Origin of the sequence: Pseudomonas sp. NPDC078700 (assembly GCF_044542375.1) — a bacterium.
Taxonomy (GTDB): Bacteria; Pseudomonadota; Gammaproteobacteria; order Pseudomonadales; family Pseudomonadaceae; genus Aquipseudomonas.
Map to the genome: position 1 here is coordinate 137,304 of NZ_JBITUI010000008.1, position 17,409 is coordinate 154,712.

The 17,409-nt window shown below is 53.7% G+C and carries 15 protein-coding genes; 2 read left to right on the forward strand and 13 right to left on the reverse strand.

The features are described 5' to 3' along the window. Nucleotides 1–176: 176 nt before the first annotated feature. The 6 genes from ACIGCM_RS21970 to ACIGCM_RS21995 all read right to left on the reverse strand — a co-directional run bounded on the left by ACIGCM_RS21970 (nt 177) and on the right by ACIGCM_RS21995 (nt 5,576). Nucleotides 177–617: a thioesterase family protein gene (locus ACIGCM_RS21970; protein WP_397504191.1), complete on the reverse strand. Its 441-nt coding sequence runs from the start codon at nt 615–617 to the stop codon at nt 177–179. Between the two features lie 96 nt (nt 618–713). Beyond that, the gene (locus tag ACIGCM_RS21975; protein ID WP_397504192.1) at nt 714–1,403 is read right to left on the reverse strand and encodes a polysaccharide lyase family 7 protein; all 690 of its coding nucleotides are present in this window, start codon (nt 1,401–1,403) and stop codon (nt 714–716) included. A 165-nt stretch (nt 1,404–1,568) separates the two neighbouring features. Beyond that, entirely contained in the window at nt 1,569–2,363 is a 795-nt protein-coding gene (locus tag ACIGCM_RS21980; protein ID WP_397504193.1) for an ABC transporter ATP-binding protein, read from the reverse strand. 16 nt (nt 2,364–2,379) lie between these two features. Further along, nucleotides 2,380–3,369, reverse strand: coding sequence for an ABC transporter permease (locus ACIGCM_RS21985; protein ID WP_397504194.1), 990 nt, complete (start codon nt 3,367–3,369; stop codon nt 2,380–2,382). Between the two features lie 97 nt (nt 3,370–3,466). Beyond that, nucleotides 3,467–4,846 carry a CmpA/NrtA family ABC transporter substrate-binding protein gene (locus ACIGCM_RS21990; RefSeq protein ID WP_397504195.1) on the reverse strand — a complete coding sequence of 460 codons (1,380 nt, stop codon included), beginning with the start codon at nt 4,844–4,846 and terminating at the stop codon, nt 3,467–3,469. A gap of 415 nt (nt 4,847–5,261) precedes the next feature. Next, nucleotides 5,262–5,576 carry a transcriptional regulator gene (locus ACIGCM_RS21995; protein ID WP_397504196.1) on the reverse strand — a complete coding sequence of 105 codons (315 nt, stop codon included), beginning with the start codon at nt 5,574–5,576 and terminating at the stop codon, nt 5,262–5,264. Between the two features lie 199 nt (nt 5,577–5,775). Here ACIGCM_RS21995 and ACIGCM_RS22000 point away from each other — a divergent pair, with 199 nt between their 5' ends. Continuing rightward, the gene (locus ACIGCM_RS22000; protein ID WP_397504197.1) at nt 5,776–6,168 is read left to right on the forward strand and encodes a hypothetical protein; all 393 of its coding nucleotides are present in this window, start codon (nt 5,776–5,778) and stop codon (nt 6,166–6,168) included. Nucleotides 6,169–6,214: 46 nt separating this feature from the next. Here ACIGCM_RS22000 and alaC read toward each other — a convergent pair whose 3' ends face one another. The 5 genes from alaC to acnB form a co-directional block, all read right to left on the reverse strand. After that, nucleotides 6,215–7,441 carry an alanine transaminase gene (gene alaC / locus ACIGCM_RS22005; RefSeq protein ID WP_397504198.1) on the reverse strand — a complete coding sequence of 409 codons (1,227 nt, stop codon included), beginning with the start codon at nt 7,439–7,441 and terminating at the stop codon, nt 6,215–6,217. A gap of 124 nt (nt 7,442–7,565) precedes the next feature. Further along, complete coding sequence (locus ACIGCM_RS22010; RefSeq protein ID WP_397504199.1) at nt 7,566–8,930, reverse strand: pyridoxal phosphate-dependent decarboxylase family protein; 1,365 nt, start codon at nt 8,928–8,930, stop codon at nt 7,566–7,568. A gap of 190 nt (nt 8,931–9,120) precedes the next feature. Then, entirely contained in the window at nt 9,121–9,699 is a 579-nt protein-coding gene (locus ACIGCM_RS22015; RefSeq protein WP_397504200.1) for an ANTAR domain-containing response regulator, read from the reverse strand. A gap of 18 nt (nt 9,700–9,717) precedes the next feature. After that, complete coding sequence (locus ACIGCM_RS22020; protein ID WP_397504201.1) at nt 9,718–10,926, reverse strand: CmpA/NrtA family ABC transporter substrate-binding protein; 1,209 nt, start codon at nt 10,924–10,926, stop codon at nt 9,718–9,720. 227 nt (nt 10,927–11,153) lie between these two features. Further along, the gene (gene acnB, locus ACIGCM_RS22025) at nt 11,154–13,754 is read right to left on the reverse strand and encodes a bifunctional aconitate hydratase 2/2-methylisocitrate dehydratase (RefSeq protein WP_397504268.1); all 2,601 of its coding nucleotides are present in this window, start codon (nt 13,752–13,754) and stop codon (nt 11,154–11,156) included. 537 nt (nt 13,755–14,291) lie between these two features. Here acnB and ACIGCM_RS22030 point away from each other — a divergent pair. After that, nucleotides 14,292–14,774, forward strand: coding sequence for a DUF1289 domain-containing protein (locus ACIGCM_RS22030; protein WP_397504202.1), 483 nt, complete (start codon nt 14,292–14,294; stop codon nt 14,772–14,774). A gap of 67 nt (nt 14,775–14,841) precedes the next feature. Here the strand turns inward: ACIGCM_RS22030 and ACIGCM_RS22035 are convergent, their stop codons facing one another. Both ACIGCM_RS22035 and ACIGCM_RS22040 read right to left on the reverse strand, forming a co-directional pair. After that, entirely contained in the window at nt 14,842–15,339 is a 498-nt protein-coding gene (locus ACIGCM_RS22035) for a DUF934 domain-containing protein (RefSeq protein WP_397504203.1), read from the reverse strand. Further along, nucleotides 15,323–16,981 carry a nitrite/sulfite reductase gene (locus ACIGCM_RS22040; RefSeq protein ID WP_397504204.1) on the reverse strand — a complete coding sequence of 553 codons (1,659 nt, stop codon included), beginning with the start codon at nt 16,979–16,981 and terminating at the stop codon, nt 15,323–15,325. Before ACIGCM_RS22040 ends, ACIGCM_RS22035 begins: the two co-directional genes overlap by 17 nt. Between the last annotated feature and the right edge of the window lie 428 nt (nt 16,982–17,409).

A 17,409-nucleotide genomic window follows, 5' to 3' on the forward strand; every position in this document is an offset into this window, starting at 1 on the left:
CAATAGACCGGCGAAACGGGTTTGGCGCGGTGTGATCGGCATTACAGTTCCCCCTGCTTGTGTAGTTGAACGCTTAAAGCATCGAATGCTTAAAGGCACCGCAGAGGGGTAAAGCGAAGTGTCACTTTCTGCAACGCCTTTTTACGTTGCATGGTATTCATGCATTGAATGTGCCGTTAAAGCCAATTTACCCGTGGAAACTTATCACTGAAGGCCGCCGGCATTTGCGCCACATGACTGGTGGTGTAGTTAAAAAATACAAAACCCGACTTGGCCATTGCAATTAAGCTTTGGTCCGCTGGGCGTGTGATGCGAAACGTAATGTCACCGCCGTATTTGTTAAGGTCCATGACCCCCACTTCAAACAATAACTGATCCCGTGCATGGGCCTCTGCGCGGTAGGTAGTTGCCAGGTCTGTGACAATAATGCCCACGCCTTCCTCGCTGGCCTCTTCAATTCCAAAATCAAATAAGAAGCGGGCGCGGGCCTCTGAGATCATTGAGATCATTGAGTCGTTGCCAAGGTGATTGGCCGCGTTGATATCGGTTACGCGCACAGTGAGGTGGGTGCTGAAATAAAACTGATCTTCAGGAAAAGTGAGTGTCAGGCGGGCCATATAGGTTCTCGTCTACAGCAGGGCAATGGAAGGCGCAATTGTACGGCGATGAGCAGGTCATGGGCAGTATCACTTCAACTGCCCATGCCGGAGAGGTTAGTTGCGGTGCAGGGTATTCAGCGAGTAGAAAGTCACTCGCCCCCCTTCAATTGAATACCCTTGGTTGTCTTGTATATAGGCACCTGCTTTGTAGTACAGCAATTGGCGGCTCCAACTGCTGCTCAGTTGCTTATAAAACGAGCCCTTGTCGCCGCTGCTTTTTACGGTCACGCCTAAGCGCCCGGTAGACGTAATACGAAGTTGGTAGCTGAAGCGTTCATTCAAATCAACATTGTCTGCCAGTAGTATGTTCTTGACTGTCGAACTACCGGGCTGGGCCCGATACAACAGTTCAAGCCTGCCTGTGCCATTTTTATAATGGTATTGCAACTTTACCAAGGGATCATTCTGGCTGCCCGGCTGATCCTTACTGTGGATTTGGCCCACCACTACTTTGTTCTTACTGGGCACTACATTGACCGAGAGTACGGCGTTTAAATAGTTATCGCCGTCTTTGTAATACCAGTTACGCAGTGTTCCATCGGCGTAGGTTTCACGTAATTCACTACGGGGATAACTGGCATCTTCGGTGCGTGAGCCTGTAACAGGCACCCAAAATACGACCGTTTCTTTAGCCTCATGGCGAAAGTACTGGCTTGAGTAACCGCTTTGTATGCGGGCCGCGCTAATTTCAGTGGGGCTCGGGGGTGTGGGGACAGATAGATTCCACGTAGACAGATCAAACACATTAGATCCTTAGAGGGTCGCCGATCAGTGAACAAATTTAATTGCCACTGTTCGGCGATCCTTGCTGTGCTAGGTTCAACGCATCTGACCAATGGAGTCCAGAACTGCTAGTTAGACGGTTTTTTGCCATCGCAGCAAGGCTCGTCGGTCATTCATAACTTGGCTTTACGCCGCAGGTCGATGCTGTTTCTGATAGAGGAACTCCAACACTGCTGCCCGATATTCGTGATAACGCGAATCATGGGCCAGGGCCATGCGATTCCGTGGCCTTGGCAGTTCGACCTGAAGGATTTCTCCTACCGTTGCTGAAGGGCCGTTACTCATCATCACAATCCGGTCAGAGAGCAGTACGGCTTCATCAACATCATGGGTGATCATGATGACCGTGTTGCCCAGGTCGGCGTGAATTTCCATCAACGAGTCCTGCAGGTGTGCCCGGGTGAGGGCATCTAGCGCACCAAAGGGCTCGTCCATCAGCAGCACCTTAGGTTGCATGGCCAATGCCCTTGCAATGCCTATGCGTTGCTTCATCCCACCGGAGATCTCACTGGGACGTTTATCGCGAGCGTGATTCATGTGCACGAGTTCTAGGTTGTGCTCAATCCATTCACGCATTTCGGCTTTGCTTTTGCTGTTCTTAAATACCTGGCGTACGGCTAGCTCAATATTCTGGTAGCAACTCAGCCATGGCAGCAGGCTGTGATTTTGAAATACAACGGCTCGCTCAGGGCCTGGCGCGTTGACTTCGCGACTGTCCAGAATGACACCGCCAGTTGTGGCTTGATAAAGCCCTGCAACGATGTTCAGCACGGTTGACTTGCCGCAACCGGAATGGCCAATCAAAGAAACAAACTCGCCCTTGGTAATTTTTAGGTTGACGTTTTCTAGCGCACAAAACAGACCTTTATCAGTCGGAAAACTGATACCAACGCCAGTGAGTTCAAGGTGTGAAGTATTCATGGAAAATCCTCAATGATTAACGCAGGTCGGCGTTTTTATCCCAGCTCACGTATTTTTGCAGGGCAAGCATCAGGCGATCTAATGCGAAGCCGATCAGGCCAATTACGATCACGGCAACCATGATGCGTCCAAGGGAGTTGGAGCTTCCATTCTGGAACTCATCCCAAATGAATTTTCCCAGTCCAGGGTTTTGCGCAAGCATTTCGGCGGCGATCAAGACCATCCAGCCGGTTGCCAGCGACAGCCGCAAGCCGGTGAATATCATAGGAATGGCAGCGGGAAGCACAATTCGTCGAATGTGGCTGATCGGTGAAAGGCTGAGCACCCGGCTAACGTTTTGTAAGTCTTTATCGAGATTCGCCACACCCACGATGGTATTAATCACCGTTGGCCACAGGCAGCACAGAGCAACGGTGACTGCCGAGGTAATAAATGATTTTGCAAACAGTGGATCGGTACTGGTGTAAACGGCGCTGACAACCATGGTCACAAGGGGCAACCAGGCCAGTGGAGAAATGGGTTTGAAGATCTGAATCAGCGGGTTGATTGCGTTGTACAGCGGTTTACTCAGGCCGCAGACAATGCCCAGGGGGATGGCGATCAATGAGGCGATGATAAAACCAGTCATCACCGTATAGAGGCTGGTGATGATTTGTTTGAAGAAGGTCGGTTTGCCGGTGTAGGGACGGATCTTTACCTCGGCGCTTGGGTTTTTACTGAGCAGGGCAGCATTGCGCATATCTTGGCGCTGATAGAAGGCCGACTCACGCTTGGCCTCGCGTTGGTGCTCATCGACCAAGTTATTGAACTGAATGGCGACTTGAGCAGGGCCAGGAAAGGTTCCCAGGCTGGTGTTGATACTGCCCGCAACCATTTGCCAGAACAGCAGAAAGGCTGCGAGGCCGATAATCGGCATCAGCAGGTTGGGCAGCCAGCGCTTGAAGGCAGCATGGCGTGCGCTCTTCATGGTCTGGGTAATTTGTTCGGTGATGGCTGGGTTACTCATCAGCTAATCCTCGGTAGACACGCCATCAGGTTGCGCTGATGGCTTAATCACATTGCGCTCAATGGCACGGGTGCTATCAGATGAAAAACGCTAAGGCCTACAGCACAGAGTCGTGCTTCAAGCCGATTTTCATCTGCTCGATGTAGGCATTTGGTTGGCTGCCGTCATAGGTCAAACCATCAATGAACTCGCTGGTTGGCGCGCGAAAACCTTTTTCATCCAATGGCGGGAAGTCGCTGGCTTTTGCCTTACCTTCAGCAATCAACTCGTCCGCTGCCTGGCGGTAAACAGCCGGTAAATAAACTTGCTTGGCGATGTCGAAATACCAGCTATCAGGTTTGGCATCGGCGATCTGGCCCCAGCGGCGCATTTGTGTGAGGTACCAGATGGCGTCTGAGTAGTAGGGGTAGGTGGCGTTATAGCGGAAGAACACGTTGAAGTCCGGCACCTCGCGCTTATCACTCTTTTCGTATTCAAAGGTGCCTGTCATTGAATTGGCGATGACTTTGGCGTCTGCCCCTACATATTCAGGGCGCGACAGAATCTCTACGGCCTCCTGGCGGTTGGCATTGTTGTTTTCGTCGAGCCACATGGCGGCACGAATCAGTGCTTTAACCAGGCGCTTGTGGGTCTCAGGGTTTGCATCAGCCCATTTCTTCGACACCCCAAGAACTTTTTCCGGGTTGTTCTTCCAGATTTCATAATCGGTTATTACAGGGACGCCAATGCCCTTGAACACTGCTTGTTGGTTCCACGGCTCACCTACGCTGTAGCCATTGATGGTGCCAGCTTCCATGGTTGAAGGCATTTGCGGTGGCGGGGTGACTGAGAGCAAGGCATCCGCGTCAAGGGTGCCAGAGATGTCGCCTTTGGCTGGCGCATAGTAGCCAGGGTTGATCCCACCTGCCGCGAGCCAGTAACGCAGTTCATAGTTATGGGTGGAGACTGGAAAGACCATGCCCATGTTGAACGGCTTGCCTTGCGCCTTGTAGCGTTCAATCACAGGTTTGAGCGCATCGGCCTTGATCGGGTGGACTGGTTTGCCATCCTGCATGGGTACGTTTTTCTTCATCTCATTCCATACATCGTTGGAAACCGTGATGCCGTTGCCGTTGAGATCCATGGAGAATGCGGTGACTATCTGTGCTTTGGTGCCAAATCCGATCGTTGCACCAAGAGGCTGGCCGGCGAGCATATGCGCACCGTCAAGTTCGCCTGTGATTACCCTGTCGAGCAAGACCTTCCAGTTGGCTTGCGCTTCAAGGGTGACATACAGCCCTTCGTCCTCGAAATAACCCTTCTCATAGGCGATAGCTAAAGGCGCCATGTCGGTGAGCTTGATAAAGCCGAGTTTGAGTTCTGCCTTCTCAGGTTCAGCCGCGCTGACTGACAGAGCGCTTGCGAGTAAGAGTGCGGCGCAAGTAACGCCTGCCAGAGTTTTTTTGAGTAATGAGCACGGTGGTTTGCAAGGATGCATTGAAATTCCTCAGCTATCAGAAACGAAAAAAGACGTCGAAACTTGCCCGCAATAAAACAGCGAGCAACTTTGACGTCTTTGTCTATTTCGTCCCGATCACCGCCGTTGGCGACCCGAAGACGGATGTACCAAGGCTACTGCAAAGCGCTTGCCAGTCTGTGGCTTAGGCAGGGATTTAGTTATATTTTCAAAGAGAAAAATATATATAAAACAATAAGATAAATAATATATCTAATGTTATTTAATACTATGGGTGCTGGCTATGATCTGTTGTTTTTCAACCTCGCGCTGTACCACGCTGGTGCGCAGCTATAGGCATATGCATTTAGCATGTGCAATAACGGCGCAGATCATCCGAGGCATCGCCATGGGGGTTCCATAAGCGGCTGCCTCAGTTAAGCCGCGCTAATCAGAATCAGCTGGCAGGGCGTTTACGAGGCTCTTCGACGAAATCCTTGAGCCAGCGCAGCACTTCCACGGCCTCCCAGCGTGTGGGGTCAAACATTGCATAGACCAGGCCTTGATAACCGACTACGTCCAGCGGACGGTGATAGCCCGCGCGCTGAAAAAGCGCTTCGATTTCTGCAAAGCAGGTGTTGAAGTGGAGCCTGTTGAAGGGTGTTTTGCCTTCAGTCACGATCCCCTCAAGGTGCAGCTCGTCAACGGTGGCACGCACCTTTTCCAGAGGCATCCGGTTAACTGTTTGTTTTAATTGCATTACGTCCAGCATCGTTGCGCTCCTAATCAAACCTTTGCGGTATCTGACGCAGCCCTGTCAGATGGCGTGAGTAAGGTTAATATAAAAGTACTGTACAAATAAACAGTATTCGACGATAGTCATTCCATCGCACTGCAAATTTCACTCATCTGCGATGGTCTGACGGCAACAACGCCCCCAGCCCATTGGTTACGCAAAGGGGTATCTAGCAATGCAACAGATGCTGATGACAGTTTTGGTATTGGTCATGCTCAGTGGTTGTGCACAGCCATCACTTGAGCAACCCAAAGCAAATGGCACCTATTTGGTGATTGATCATAACGACGCCTGGGCAGTGGTCATTTCTGACGGCAAGCGCGTTGAAGAACATGGCTTGGTTATTGATGTGATTGGCATGCCAAAGCAAGGTGCTGCCGTTGCCAATAGCTATGTGATCGACACACCTAATTGCGGACGTGTGCAGTGGATGGCGCAGCATGATGATGTTGCTGAAGGTGCAACCAGTTTGATGGCGCTTAGTTACAACAAGCAGTTGACTGCATCGAGCTGTGTTATTGGCGAGGGGCTGAGCAATGTGTGGACCGTACTCGATTACTCAAGTTGATTCAGTTTGTATCGACATGCTCGGTGAGCATGTCGATCAGGGCGCTTTACTTAGCCGGCTTAACCGTAGTGCCGGGCAGTAGACCATCCGTTCTGAACATATTCTTGATACCGCGCAAGGCCTGACGTATACGGTCTTGGTTTTCAATCAAGGCAAAGCGCACGTGATCATCCCCGTAGTCGCCAAAACCGATGCCAGGTGAGACGCAGACCTTTGCTTCAGCCAGCAGCTTTTTAGCAAACTCTAAAGAACCAAGCGCGGCGTAGTGCTCGGGTATTTTGGCCCAAACGTACATTGATGCCTTAGGGTTCTCGACCATCCAGCCAAGCTCGTGCAGGCCCTTGACCATCAGGTTTCGGCGCTGCCGGTATTGCTCGGCGATATCGCGGACACATTGTTGATCACCCTCAAGCGCCGCAATGGCTGCGACCTGAAGCGGGGTGAAGGTGCCATAGTCGTGGTAGCTCTTGATTCGCGCCAGTGCGTTGACCAACTCCTTATTGCCGACCATAAAGCCAATCCGCCAGCCCGCCATGTTGTAGCTTTTGGACAGGGTGAAAAACTCTACCGCGACATCTTTGGCTCCTGGCACCTGCATGATCGAGGGTGCCGTCCAGCCGTCGTAGACGATATCGGCGTAGGCCAGATCATGCACCACCAACACATCGTATTGTTTGGCGAGTGCGACCACCCGCTCGAAGAAGTCCAGCTCAACACATTGGGCCGTAGGGTTGGATGGGAAGCCCAGTATGATCATCTTCGGCTTAGGGATGGACTCGCGAATGGCGCGTTCCAACTCAGCGAAAAAGTCGACGCCAGGCACCAACGGTACTGAGCGCACCTGTGCCCCAGCAAGCACGGCGCCATAAATATGGATCGGGTAACTGGGGTTTGGTACTAACACTGTGTCGCCATGATCCAGCGTTGCCAGCATCAAGTGGGCTAAGCCCTCTTTGGAGCCAATAGTGACGATGGCCTCATCTTCAGGGTCGATATCGACTTGATAGCGTTCGGCATACCACCGTGAAATTGCTCGCCGCAAACGCGGGATGCCCCGTGAGGTTGAGTAGCCGTGAGTGTCTTCGCGCTGGGCAACGGTACAGAGCTTTTCAACAATATGCGGCGGTGTCGGGCCGTCTGGGTTGCCCATGCTAAAGTCGATGATGTCCTCGCCACGGCGGCGAGCAGCCATCTTCAGTTCAGCCGTGATATTGAAAACATAAGGGGGGAGACGATCGATGCGCGCAAAGCGGCGCTTAGCTTGTTCAGCCATGTAAACCTCAAGGTACGTAAGCGCCCGGAACCGTCCGAGCGACGCTGGCCACTGCGGTGGCCTGGTCCGAAGATAAACCCGCCAGCTAGCCCTTGTCGAGTAGCTTCTTGCCCGTTTGCTGGATTTAACTCGTTATCTCTTGTTTGAGCTTAATCAACAACTCGGCAAGCAGGTCTATGTCGGCATCAGTGGTACGCCAAGAGGAAATGCTCAGTCGAAAGGCAGGCCGATCTTGCCAGACCGTCGGTCCAAACCAGACCTGCCCGGAGGCTTGGGCAGCAAGGCGGATTGCAAGGGTCTGTTGATCATCGTCTGCCCGCACTAGCACCTGATTTAGCACCACTCGATTTAGCACCTGGTAGCCAGCAGTTCGCAGGCGTTCGGCCAGGGTGCTGGCTTGACGAATGTGCTGGTCAATCATCTGGCGTAAACCCTCGCGGCCAAGTGAGGCCAAGGCCGCCCAAATGGGAATGCCGCGAGCCCGACGCGAGAATTCCAGATTGAGGTTTTTCTGCGCATCTTTAGACGCACAAGCGTAAGCCGCATCGCTGTTCATTGCCTGAGCCAGCGCATCAGCATCACGGCAAATCGCCATTGCACCATCGTAAGGTGTGTTCAGCCACTTGTGGCCGTCGGTGGTCCAACTGTCAGCCTGCTCGACGCCTTCAGTGAGCTGTTCGGAGGATGAGGCGCGAGCCCAGAGACCAAATGCACCGTCCACATGAACCCAGGCACCCGCACCTTTAGCCACAGGAATGATTGCGCTGAAGGGGTCAAACTCACCGGTATTAACTTCCCCAGCCTGTAGGCACAGAATGCATAGGTCATCGAGTGGCGGCAGTTGCAAGGGGTCAATTCTTCCGTACGCGTCCGTTGCTGCAATGATTAATCGCTTAGTGCCGAAACCCAGAATGCGCAGGGCTTTCTTCACGGTAATGTGCACGCTCGCAGACACCACAACGCGTACCTCGGGTGCTCCCATTAGCCCGTCGCCGTCAAAGTCCCAGCCTTTGCGCGCCAGCAGTGCACGGCGTGCAGCAGATATGCAGGCCAGCGTGCAGGCAGTCGCACTGGTACCAAAACCCACAGCGCTGCTGGTTGGCAGCCTCAGCGCTTCAAGTACCCAGCGCCCGGCAATACGTTCGATCACATCAGCTGCCGGCGAGTTATCAAAGGATGAGGCGCATTGATCCCACGCCAAGACCAAGCGCTCGGCTGCGGCGGCAGCGGGCAGGGTCGCGCCGATGACAAAACCAAAGTAGCGCGAACCGTTTGAGTTGACCGTGGCAGGAGAGGCTATTTCATCTAAGTGACGTAACACCTGCTGAGCCGCAAGTGCGTGCTCATTGAGCGGCTGGTCAAGCGCGCTCAGCGCTGCAATCGCCTGCTTGGTGGGGAATGCCGGGCGAGTGTGCTGGCTGTCGAAATAATCCAGCGCACGCTGATCGGCTTCGCCAAGCAGCTGGCGTTCATCACTGTAGGTTGTCATTTTAGGTTCACCGTTAGCCGCTGGGCTGAATGCTTTTATCTTAGCTATTGAGCCTCTGTTGGCGCAGGTACAACCGCCGGTTGAGACAGCTGTACAGTCGCCAACAGATTGAAGCTTCGGGCGGAACAGTTATCTTTAAAGCGGTACAGTTGGCCCTTGCGATGCCTAAATTTAGAGGTGCCCGAGGCTGCTAATTGCCCAGCAGGTCGTGCATGGCAATAATCTGCTCGGCAACTTGTGCCAGCTTTTGTTGGCGGCTCATGGCTTGTCGGCGCATCAAGGTGTAGGCCGCTTCTTCATCGCAGCTTTTCATTTTCATCAACAAACCTTTGGCCAGCTCAATTCGCTTGCGTTCAGCCAGTTGCGCGTCGCGTGCGTGCAGTTGGGCTCGCAGTGCTTGATCACTCTCAAAGCGCGCCATGGCAACATCCAGTATGGGCTGCAAGCGCTGCGCATGGATGCCTTCGACTATGTAGGCACTCACGCCGGATTGAATCGCTTGGCGCATGACGCTTGGGTTGTGTTCGTCAGTGAACATCACAATCGGGCGCGGCTGGTCGCGGCTAACCAGCACCACTTGTTCCATTACATCGCGGCTGGGTGACTCACTGTCGATCAGAATGACATCGGGGCGAACAGCCTCTACCCGGGCAGGAAGGTCAATGGTCAAACCGGACTCATCGATAACTTCAAAGCCAGCCTCAGTGAGCGCAGCCTTGAGGCGACCAACTTTTTTTGGCGTGTCGTTAATTAGAAGTATGCGCAGCATGTTTTGGCCTCCTGCCTGTTATTGGGCGGTCACAGGGCTGTCGCTCAATGCGTGAAGTGCAAAACTTCGTGCATAGTCGGCTGGGTTGCTGCCATCCCAACACTTGCCATCTAACAAGGTGCTACTGCGCATGGCTGCTGGCACCGGGATGTTCAGTGCATTGGCAGCCTGGCTGTAAATATCGAGTTGCTGAATACGCTGCGCGACAGCCAGATAATCCGGGTCTTCGCGCAACAGCCCCCAGCGACGGAACTGGGTCATAAACCACATGCCATCAGACAAGTAAGGCATATTGACGGTACCGTCCGCATGAAAGCGCAGTGGGTGAGGGTCGCTCCAGGCATTGCCAAGCCCGTCCTGATAGTGGCCAAGAAAGCGTGGTTCTATTGATGACAGTGGTGCATCCACGTAGTCGGCACTGCTAATCAGTTTGGCGGTGCTGCGCTTGTTTTCCGGGTTTTCGTCGATAAAGCGGCTAGCTTCAAGGACTGCCATCGTCAGTGCACGGGCGGTGTTTGGGTAGAGCTCGATGAACTCGCGGGTCACGCCCAGCACTTTCTCGGGATGGTCAGGCCAAATCATTTGGGTTGTCGCGACGGTGAAGCCTTGCCCCTGATCAACAGCCAAAGCCCCCCATGGGCCGCCTGCGCAGAAACCATCGATACGCGCTGCATTGAGGTGCGCAACCATCTGTGCGGGCGGGACTACTACAGTGCTTACATCGTTAACGGGATGAATCCCTTGGCTGGCGAGCCAATAAGACAGCCACATGGCGTGTGTGCCCGTGGGGAACGTTTGCGCGAATGTGAGTTTTGCACTGCTTTGATGCACCTGCGCTTTCAGTGCCTCGCCATTGGTCACGCCGCTGCGTTTGAGTTGCTCGGACAGGTTGATTGCTTGGCCGTTGTGGTTGAGCCCCATAAGAATGGCCATTTCAGTCGCTGGACCACCAATCCCCAGGTGCGTGCCATAAATCTGGCCGTATAACGAGTGGGCTGCATCGAGTTCACGGCTGAGTAATTTGTCACGCAGGGTCGCCCAGGATGACTGACGTTGCAGATTGAGGGTCAAACCATAAGGTTGGGCAAAGCCTTGGGTGGCCGCCACAATCACTGAGGCGGCGTCAGTCAGCGCCATGAAACCAAGATTGAGCACGCTTTTTTCGGGAGCGTCAGAGCCGTTAACCCAATCCAGTGCATCGGTGCGGCCAGTTGTTAGATCACCCATTGAGCATTCCCTTTGCAACACAAAAAAGCGCCGTTCCAGAGCCTGCGTAAGGCAGTTCCGAGACGACGCCGTTGTCGATAAGCATGCTCCGATACTGGAACTGCTTGTTATGTCTGTACTTGCTATGTTTTAAGCAATTCATGTGCCAGCGGCATTAAATCCATCGCTAAATTCAAGGCAAGAAAAAGCCCCGCACTAGGCGAGGCTCATCTTGATGCGGGTAACGCTTAGGCTTGAACGACCGGGATGTTGGCGTTCGCAGCCGCTTCACGGAACTCAGCAATCTGGTCGAAGCTCAGGTAGCGGTAAACGTCGGCAGCCATGCTGTCGATGTCTTTCGCGTAGCCCATGTACTCTTCAACCGTCGGCAGTTTGCCGGTGATTGCAGCGACCGCAGCCAGTTCGGCAGAGGCCAGGTACACGTTGGCACCATCGCCCAAACGGTTCGGGAAGTTACGCGTCGAAGTCGATACCACGGTGGAGTTGGCTTCAACACGTGCCTGGTTGCCCATGCACAGCGAGCAGCCTGGCATTTCCATGCGTGCGCCAGCTTTGCCGAAGATGCCGTAGTAGCCTTCTTCAGTCAGTTGGTGAGCGTCCATTTTGGTCGGCGGCGACAGCCACAGACGCGTAGGGATACCACCTTTGACTTTATCCAGCAGCTTACCAGCAGCGCGGAAGTGACCAATGTTGGTCATGCACGAGCCGATAAACACTTCGTCAATTTTCTCGCCCTGAACACTCGACAGCAGACGTGCATCGTCTGGGTCGTTTGGTGCGCAGAGAACCGGCTCTTTTAGTTCTGACAGGTCGATTTCGATGATTTCGGCGTATTCCGCGTCAGCATCAGCGCTCATCAGTTCTTGGTTGGCCAACCAAGCTTCCATCGCTTGAGCACGGCGTTCCATGGTGCGCGCATCGCCGTAGCCTTCGCTGATCATCCAGCGCAGCAGGGTGATGTTCGACTGCAGGTACTCGGCAATTGCCTTTTCCGGCATCTTGATGGTGCAACCAGCAGCAGAACGCTCTGCAGAGGCGTCAGACAGTTCGAACGCTTGTTCTACGGTCAGCTCGTCGAGACCTTCGATCTCAAGGATGCGGCCAGAGAAGGCGTTGATCTTGCCTTTCTTCTCAACAGTCAGCAGGCCTTTCTGGATGGCGTAGTAAGGGATCGCATGGACCAGGTCACGCAGGGTGATACCAGGCTGCATTTTGCCCTTGAAACGAACCAGAATGGATTCCGGCATGTCCAGCGGCATTACGCCAGTGGCGGCTGCGAAAGCAACCAAGCCAGAACCCGCTGGGAAGGAGATACCCATTGGGAAGCGGGTGTGCGAATCGCCACCAGTGCCGACGGTGTCAGGCAGCAGCATGCGGTTCAACCAGCTGTGGATGATGCCGTCACCAGGACGCAGCGAAACACCACCGCGGGTGCGGATGAAGTCAGGCAGGGTGTGGTGAGTGGTCACGTCGATCGGCTTCGGATAAGCCGCAGTGTGGCAGAACGACTGCAATACCAAGTCAGCCGAGAAGCCCAGGCACGCCAGGTCTTTGAGCTCATCACGGGTCATTGGACCGGTGGTGTCTTGGGAGCCAACGGTGGTCATCTTCGGTTCGCAGTAGGTGCCAGGACGCACACCTTCAACGCCGCAAGCCTTACCAACCATCTTCTGAGCCAAAGTGAAGCCTTTGTTACTGTCAGCTGGCTGCTCAGGTTTTTTGAACAGGTCAACTGGGCCTAGGCCCAGCTCAGCGCGGGCTTTTTCGGTCAGGCCGCGACCTACGATCAACGGAATACGACCGCCGGCACGAACTTCGTCGAGCAGAACAGGGGTTTTCAGGCCGAAAGTAGTGATTACTTCGTCGGTGCCGTGTTTGCACACTTTACCGGCGTATGGGTAAACGTCGATCACGTCGCCCATGGCGATGTTGGTTACATCGAATTCAATCGGCAGGGCGCCGGCATCTTCCATGGTGTTGTAGAAGATCGGTGCAATTTTGTTGCCGAAGCAGAAACCGCCAGCGCGCTTGTTCGGCACGTAAGGGATGTCATCGCCGAAGAACCACAATACCGAGTTGGTTGCGGATTTACGCGAAGAACCCGTACCCACAACGTCGCCGACATAGGCAACAGGGAAGCCAGCTGCGCGGATCTCTTCGATCTGCTTGAGAGGGCCGGTTACGCCTTGTTGCTCAGGCACGATGCCATCGCGGGCCATTTTCAACATGGCCAGTGCGTGCAACGGGATATCTGGACGCGACCAGGCATCTGGAGCGGGTGACAGGTCGTCAGTGTTGGTTTCGCCGGTGACCTTGAATACGCTCAGGCTGTATTTTTCGGCGATAGGTGCACGCTTGGTGAACCATTCGCCGTCAGCCCAGGATTGCAGAACAGCTTTAGCGTTGGCATTGCCCGCTTTGGCTTTTTCGGCAACGTCGTGGAAGGCATCGAACATCAGCAGGGTGTGCTTCAGTTGCTCAGCGGCAACCGCACCCAAGGTGGCGTCTTCGAGCAGTTCAACCATAGTGGCGATGTTGTAACCGCCCTGCATGGTGCCCAGCAGTTCAACAGCGCGCTTTTTGTCGATCAATGGGGAAGTGGCTTCACCCTTGGCGACAGCAGAGAGGAAACCAGCCTTAACATAGGCCGCTTCGTCCACACCTGGTGGTACGCGGTTGGTGATCAGGTCGACGAGGAATTCTTCTTCGCCAGCAGGCGGGTTTTTCAGCAGTTCAACCAGACCTGCAGTTTGTTCGGCGTTCAGCGGCTGGGGCACGATACCCTGAGCGGCACGCTCTGCTACGTGTTTGCGATAAGCTTCAAGCACAGTTATTACCCTCATCAGTGGTCCCAAATTTCTGTCCGGGACGCATATCCAGAAAGCACCGAATCAAGCGCTGTAAAGGCTTTATGGGCCAATCAGCCGAGATTTCAGGGATTTCTTCCAGAAGCTGCTTTCAAAGTTTTACGCCAGCAGGACGAGATCGATGAGGGCTGGCACTGATATTTGGGTTGAGCAAATGGCAGTGCCAACATCGTACCTGCGGGATTAACTGTGCTCGTGACGCTTTGAAAACAGCTTCCAACGGACTTTGGCGCCTATAAAAGGCCCGACGATTCTACTGGAATGTGCGCATAAAGTTAAGCCAAAGCCGTGATTGAGCGTGTTTGTATAAAAAACAGTCAAAAGCGGCTTTTAACAGGGGGTTAAGCGGCTCTTCTCGCTTTTTGAGCAGGGATAATGGCTGTTTTGCCATATTTTGTCGTAAACAGCTTTTTCAGCAAAACTTTGTTGCGCCGGATGAACTGACCTAGACAAAGGGCTAATATGCCCGCCTGTTAGTCATGTGAATGTTGTTCCGTTATGTCCAGTCAGCCGATTAAAACGCCCTGTGTTGGCCTGTGTTCCACGGTCTATGGTGATCTTGTATGCCGTGGTTGCAAGCGCTTTCACCATGAGGTGATCGCTTGGAACGGATATGACGAAGAGGCAAAGCAAGCCGTATGGCAGCGTCTTGAAGTGCTGCTGGTGCAAGTGATGGAGGCTAAGGTTGAAGTGTTTGATGCGCCACGGCTGCGCGAGCAGTTGGTTCAGCGACAAGTACGCTTCGTGCCAAATCAATCGCCTTATTGCTGGGCTTATCAGTTAATCGCCCGAGGTGCGCGGGTGATCAACCAGCTTGAGGCCTATGGCATGGTGCTGCTACCTGAGTTTCGCAACTGGTCATTGCCAGAGTTGCGTGACGCCATCGACCGCGAGTTCTTTATACTTTCCGAGGCGCATTATGAGCGTTATATCGCCCCGAGCTTTCTCAGTGACGCCTTGAAAATCGAGTCGAAACCCTGACGACGCCAAAAAAAACGCCCGCTGCATAACTGCAACGAGCGTTTTTGGGGGGGGAGCGCGAGGGCGATCAGGCGCGGCGACGGAACAGCGGCAACGGTTGATCACTGGATGCTTGATACACCTCTGAATACTCAGCAAAGGCTTTCAATGCATCTTGCGGGTCTTTGTCTTCACGTAGCGCAAAGGCATCAAAGCCGCAGCGCAGCATGGCAAACAGCTGGTCACGCAGTACGTCACCGATTGCGCGGATTTCGCCTTTGTAGCCATAACGAGTGCGCAGCATGTAAGCGGTTGATGAGTGGCGACCATCGGTGAAGGCCGGAAAGTTCAGCGCGATCACTTGAAAATTATCGAGCTGGTCAGCAATCTCTTCGATTTCTTCGCCGGCATCAAGCCACACACCCAAACCGCCATCACGGGCTTTAAGGGCGTGAGCGTGCTCAGTCCATAACTCCAGCGGCACGATTAAATCGTCACAGTTGGACAGGCCTTCGAGCGTGGCGTCTTTGGGCAGTAGGTGCCAGGTTTCGTCGATAATCTGGCCGTTCTTAATTATTCGCTGCATATACGCGCTCCTTAAACGGATCCACACCGACACGGCGGAAGGTGTCGAGGAAACTTTCTTCATCGTCACGCTTTTCAACGTAAACATTGATGATTTTCTCGATCACGCTGGCCACGTCATCTTGCGCAAAGGCCGGGCCAAGAATCTTCGCCAGGCTCGCATCGCGGCCAGCGCTACCGCCCAGTGAGATCTGATAGAACTCTTCACCTTTTTTGTCGACACCAAGAATGCCGATGTGACCCACATGGTGATGACCGCAGGCGTTCATGCAACCAGAGATGTTGAGGTCGATTTCGCCAATGTCGAACAGGTAATCGAGATCATCAAAGCTGCGTTGAATGGCTTCGGCGATTGGAATCGATTTGGCATTGGCCAGCGAGCAGAAATCACCGCCAGGGCAGCAGATGATGTCAGTCAGCAAGCCAACGTTCGGCGTAGCAAACCCATGTTCGCGAAGTTCGCCCCAGAGGGTGAATAGCTGGGCTTGTTCGATGTCGGCCAGAATGATGTTCTGGTTATGGCTGTTACGCACTTCACCAAAACTGTAGCGATCAGCCAGATCGGCTACTGCGTCGAGTTGCTTGTCAGTCAAGTCGCCCGGCGCAACCGCAGTGGGTTTGAGTGATAGGGTGACCGCCACATAACCCGGCTTCTTGTGGGCGAAGGTGTTGCGCTGACGCCAGCGGGAAAATCCTGGGTGCTCAGCATCCAGCGCGGCCAACTCAGCGTCTTGATCTTGCAGAGCTTTGTAGGCCGGGTCGATGAAGTGTGCAGCAACGCGCTGAACTTCTGCTTCGGTCAAGGTGGTAGGGCCATCCTTGAGGTGCGCCCATTCAGCGTTGACCCGTTCGGTAAAGACTTCTGGCGTCAGAGCCTTTACCAGAATCTTGATCCGTGCCTTGTACTTGTTATCACGACGGCCATAGCGGTTGTATACGCGCAAGATGGCATCTAGATAGCTGATCAGGTGCTGCCACGGCAGGAACTCATTGATGAAGCTGCCAACTATAGGCGTACGGCCCAAACCGCCACCTACGGATACGCGAAAGCCCAGTTCGCCAGCCTCATTATTTACAGCTTCAAGGCCGATGTCGTGCACTTCAATGGCGGCCCGGTCGCTGACTGCGCCGTTTACCGCAATTTTAAATTTGCGTGGCAGGTGCGCGAACTCAGGGTGGAATGTCGACCACTGACGGATGATTTCGCACCATGGGCGCGGATCAATCAACTCGTCTTTGGCCACACCGGCGAATTGGTCGGTGGTGGTATTACGGATACAGTTACCGCTTGTCTGGATCGCGTGCATTTGCACGGTCGCCAGCTCAGCGAGAATTTCTGGGATATCTTCAAGCTCGCACCAGTTGAACTGTACGTTCTGTCGGGTACTGATGTGGGCATAGCCTTTATCGTAGTCACGGGCAATATCTGCCAGCTTGCGGACTTGCTTTGAAGAGAGCAGGCCGTAGGGCACGGCGATACGCAGCATAGGCGCATAACGCTGGATGTACAGGCCGTTTTGCAGGCGCAGCGGGCGGAATTCAGCCTCGCTCAGTTCGCCAGCCAGGTAGCGGCTTGTTTGATCACGGAACTGCTTAACGCGGTCCTCGATGATGGTTTGATCGTACTGGTCGTAAACGTACATGACGGATCCTGTTATCAGGCTGCGTAGCTTCTATTTATGATTTGCTGCCGGCCGTTAAGCCGATAGTCACTGGGTCAAACCCATTTTGCGGAATGCATAAATAACTATTTACAGCAAAACTGCGCGCACGGCCGCGCACTCCCTAGGGAGGCGATGGAAGATACCAGTTCAGGGTTATGCGCAAAAGTGATGTTTCAGTATATGGAAAGAACTTTATGCACTAAGCGACTCACCATGCATAACCACAGCGCTTGAGCAAGTCGCATACCTGGTCTTTACTCAAAGTCGAAACAGCCATAATCATAAAAACTGCGGGGGGTGCCTATGAATGATCAAACCGAACCGGATCCAACTGACAGTGCTATCGACGCCAAGGCAATTTTTGTCTTGATCATTATTGCGGTGGCCACCGCGGTGTACTGGGTGAG

What these genes read in the sequence shown, in the direction of transcription:
- ACIGCM_RS21970 (WP_397504191.1), bottom strand. Translation starts at nt 617, where the DNA reads ATGGCCCGCCTGACACTCACTTTTCCTGAAGATCAGTTTTATTTCAGC.
- ACIGCM_RS21980 (WP_397504193.1), bottom strand. Translation starts at nt 2,363, where the DNA reads ATGAATACTTCACACCTTGAACTCACTGGCGTTGGTATCAGTTTTCCG.
- ACIGCM_RS21985 (WP_397504194.1), bottom strand. Translation starts at nt 3,369, where the DNA reads ATGAGTAACCCAGCCATCACCGAACAAATTACCCAGACCATGAAGAGC.
- ACIGCM_RS21990 (WP_397504195.1), bottom strand. Translation starts at nt 4,846, where the DNA reads ATGCATCCTTGCAAACCACCGTGCTCATTACTCAAAAAAACTCTGGCA.
- ACIGCM_RS21995 (WP_397504196.1), bottom strand. Translation starts at nt 5,576, where the DNA reads ATGCTGGACGTAATGCAATTAAAACAAACAGTTAACCGGATGCCTCTG.
- ACIGCM_RS22000 (WP_397504197.1), top strand. Translation starts at nt 5,776, where the DNA reads ATGCAACAGATGCTGATGACAGTTTTGGTATTGGTCATGCTCAGTGGT.
- alaC (WP_397504198.1), bottom strand. Translation starts at nt 7,441, where the DNA reads ATGGCTGAACAAGCTAAGCGCCGCTTTGCGCGCATCGATCGTCTCCCC.
- ACIGCM_RS22010 (WP_397504199.1), bottom strand. Translation starts at nt 8,930, where the DNA reads ATGACAACCTACAGTGATGAACGCCAGCTGCTTGGCGAAGCCGATCAG.
- ACIGCM_RS22015 (WP_397504200.1), bottom strand. Translation starts at nt 9,699, where the DNA reads ATGCTGCGCATACTTCTAATTAACGACACGCCAAAAAAAGTTGGTCGC.
- ACIGCM_RS22020 (WP_397504201.1), bottom strand. Translation starts at nt 10,926, where the DNA reads ATGGGTGATCTAACAACTGGCCGCACCGATGCACTGGATTGGGTTAAC.
- ACIGCM_RS22030 (WP_397504202.1), top strand. Translation starts at nt 14,292, where the DNA reads ATGTCCAGTCAGCCGATTAAAACGCCCTGTGTTGGCCTGTGTTCCACG.
- ACIGCM_RS22035 (WP_397504203.1), bottom strand. Translation starts at nt 15,339, where the DNA reads ATGCAGCGAATAATTAAGAACGGCCAGATTATCGACGAAACCTGGCAC.
- ACIGCM_RS22040 (WP_397504204.1), bottom strand. Translation starts at nt 16,981, where the DNA reads ATGTACGTTTACGACCAGTACGATCAAACCATCATCGAGGACCGCGTT.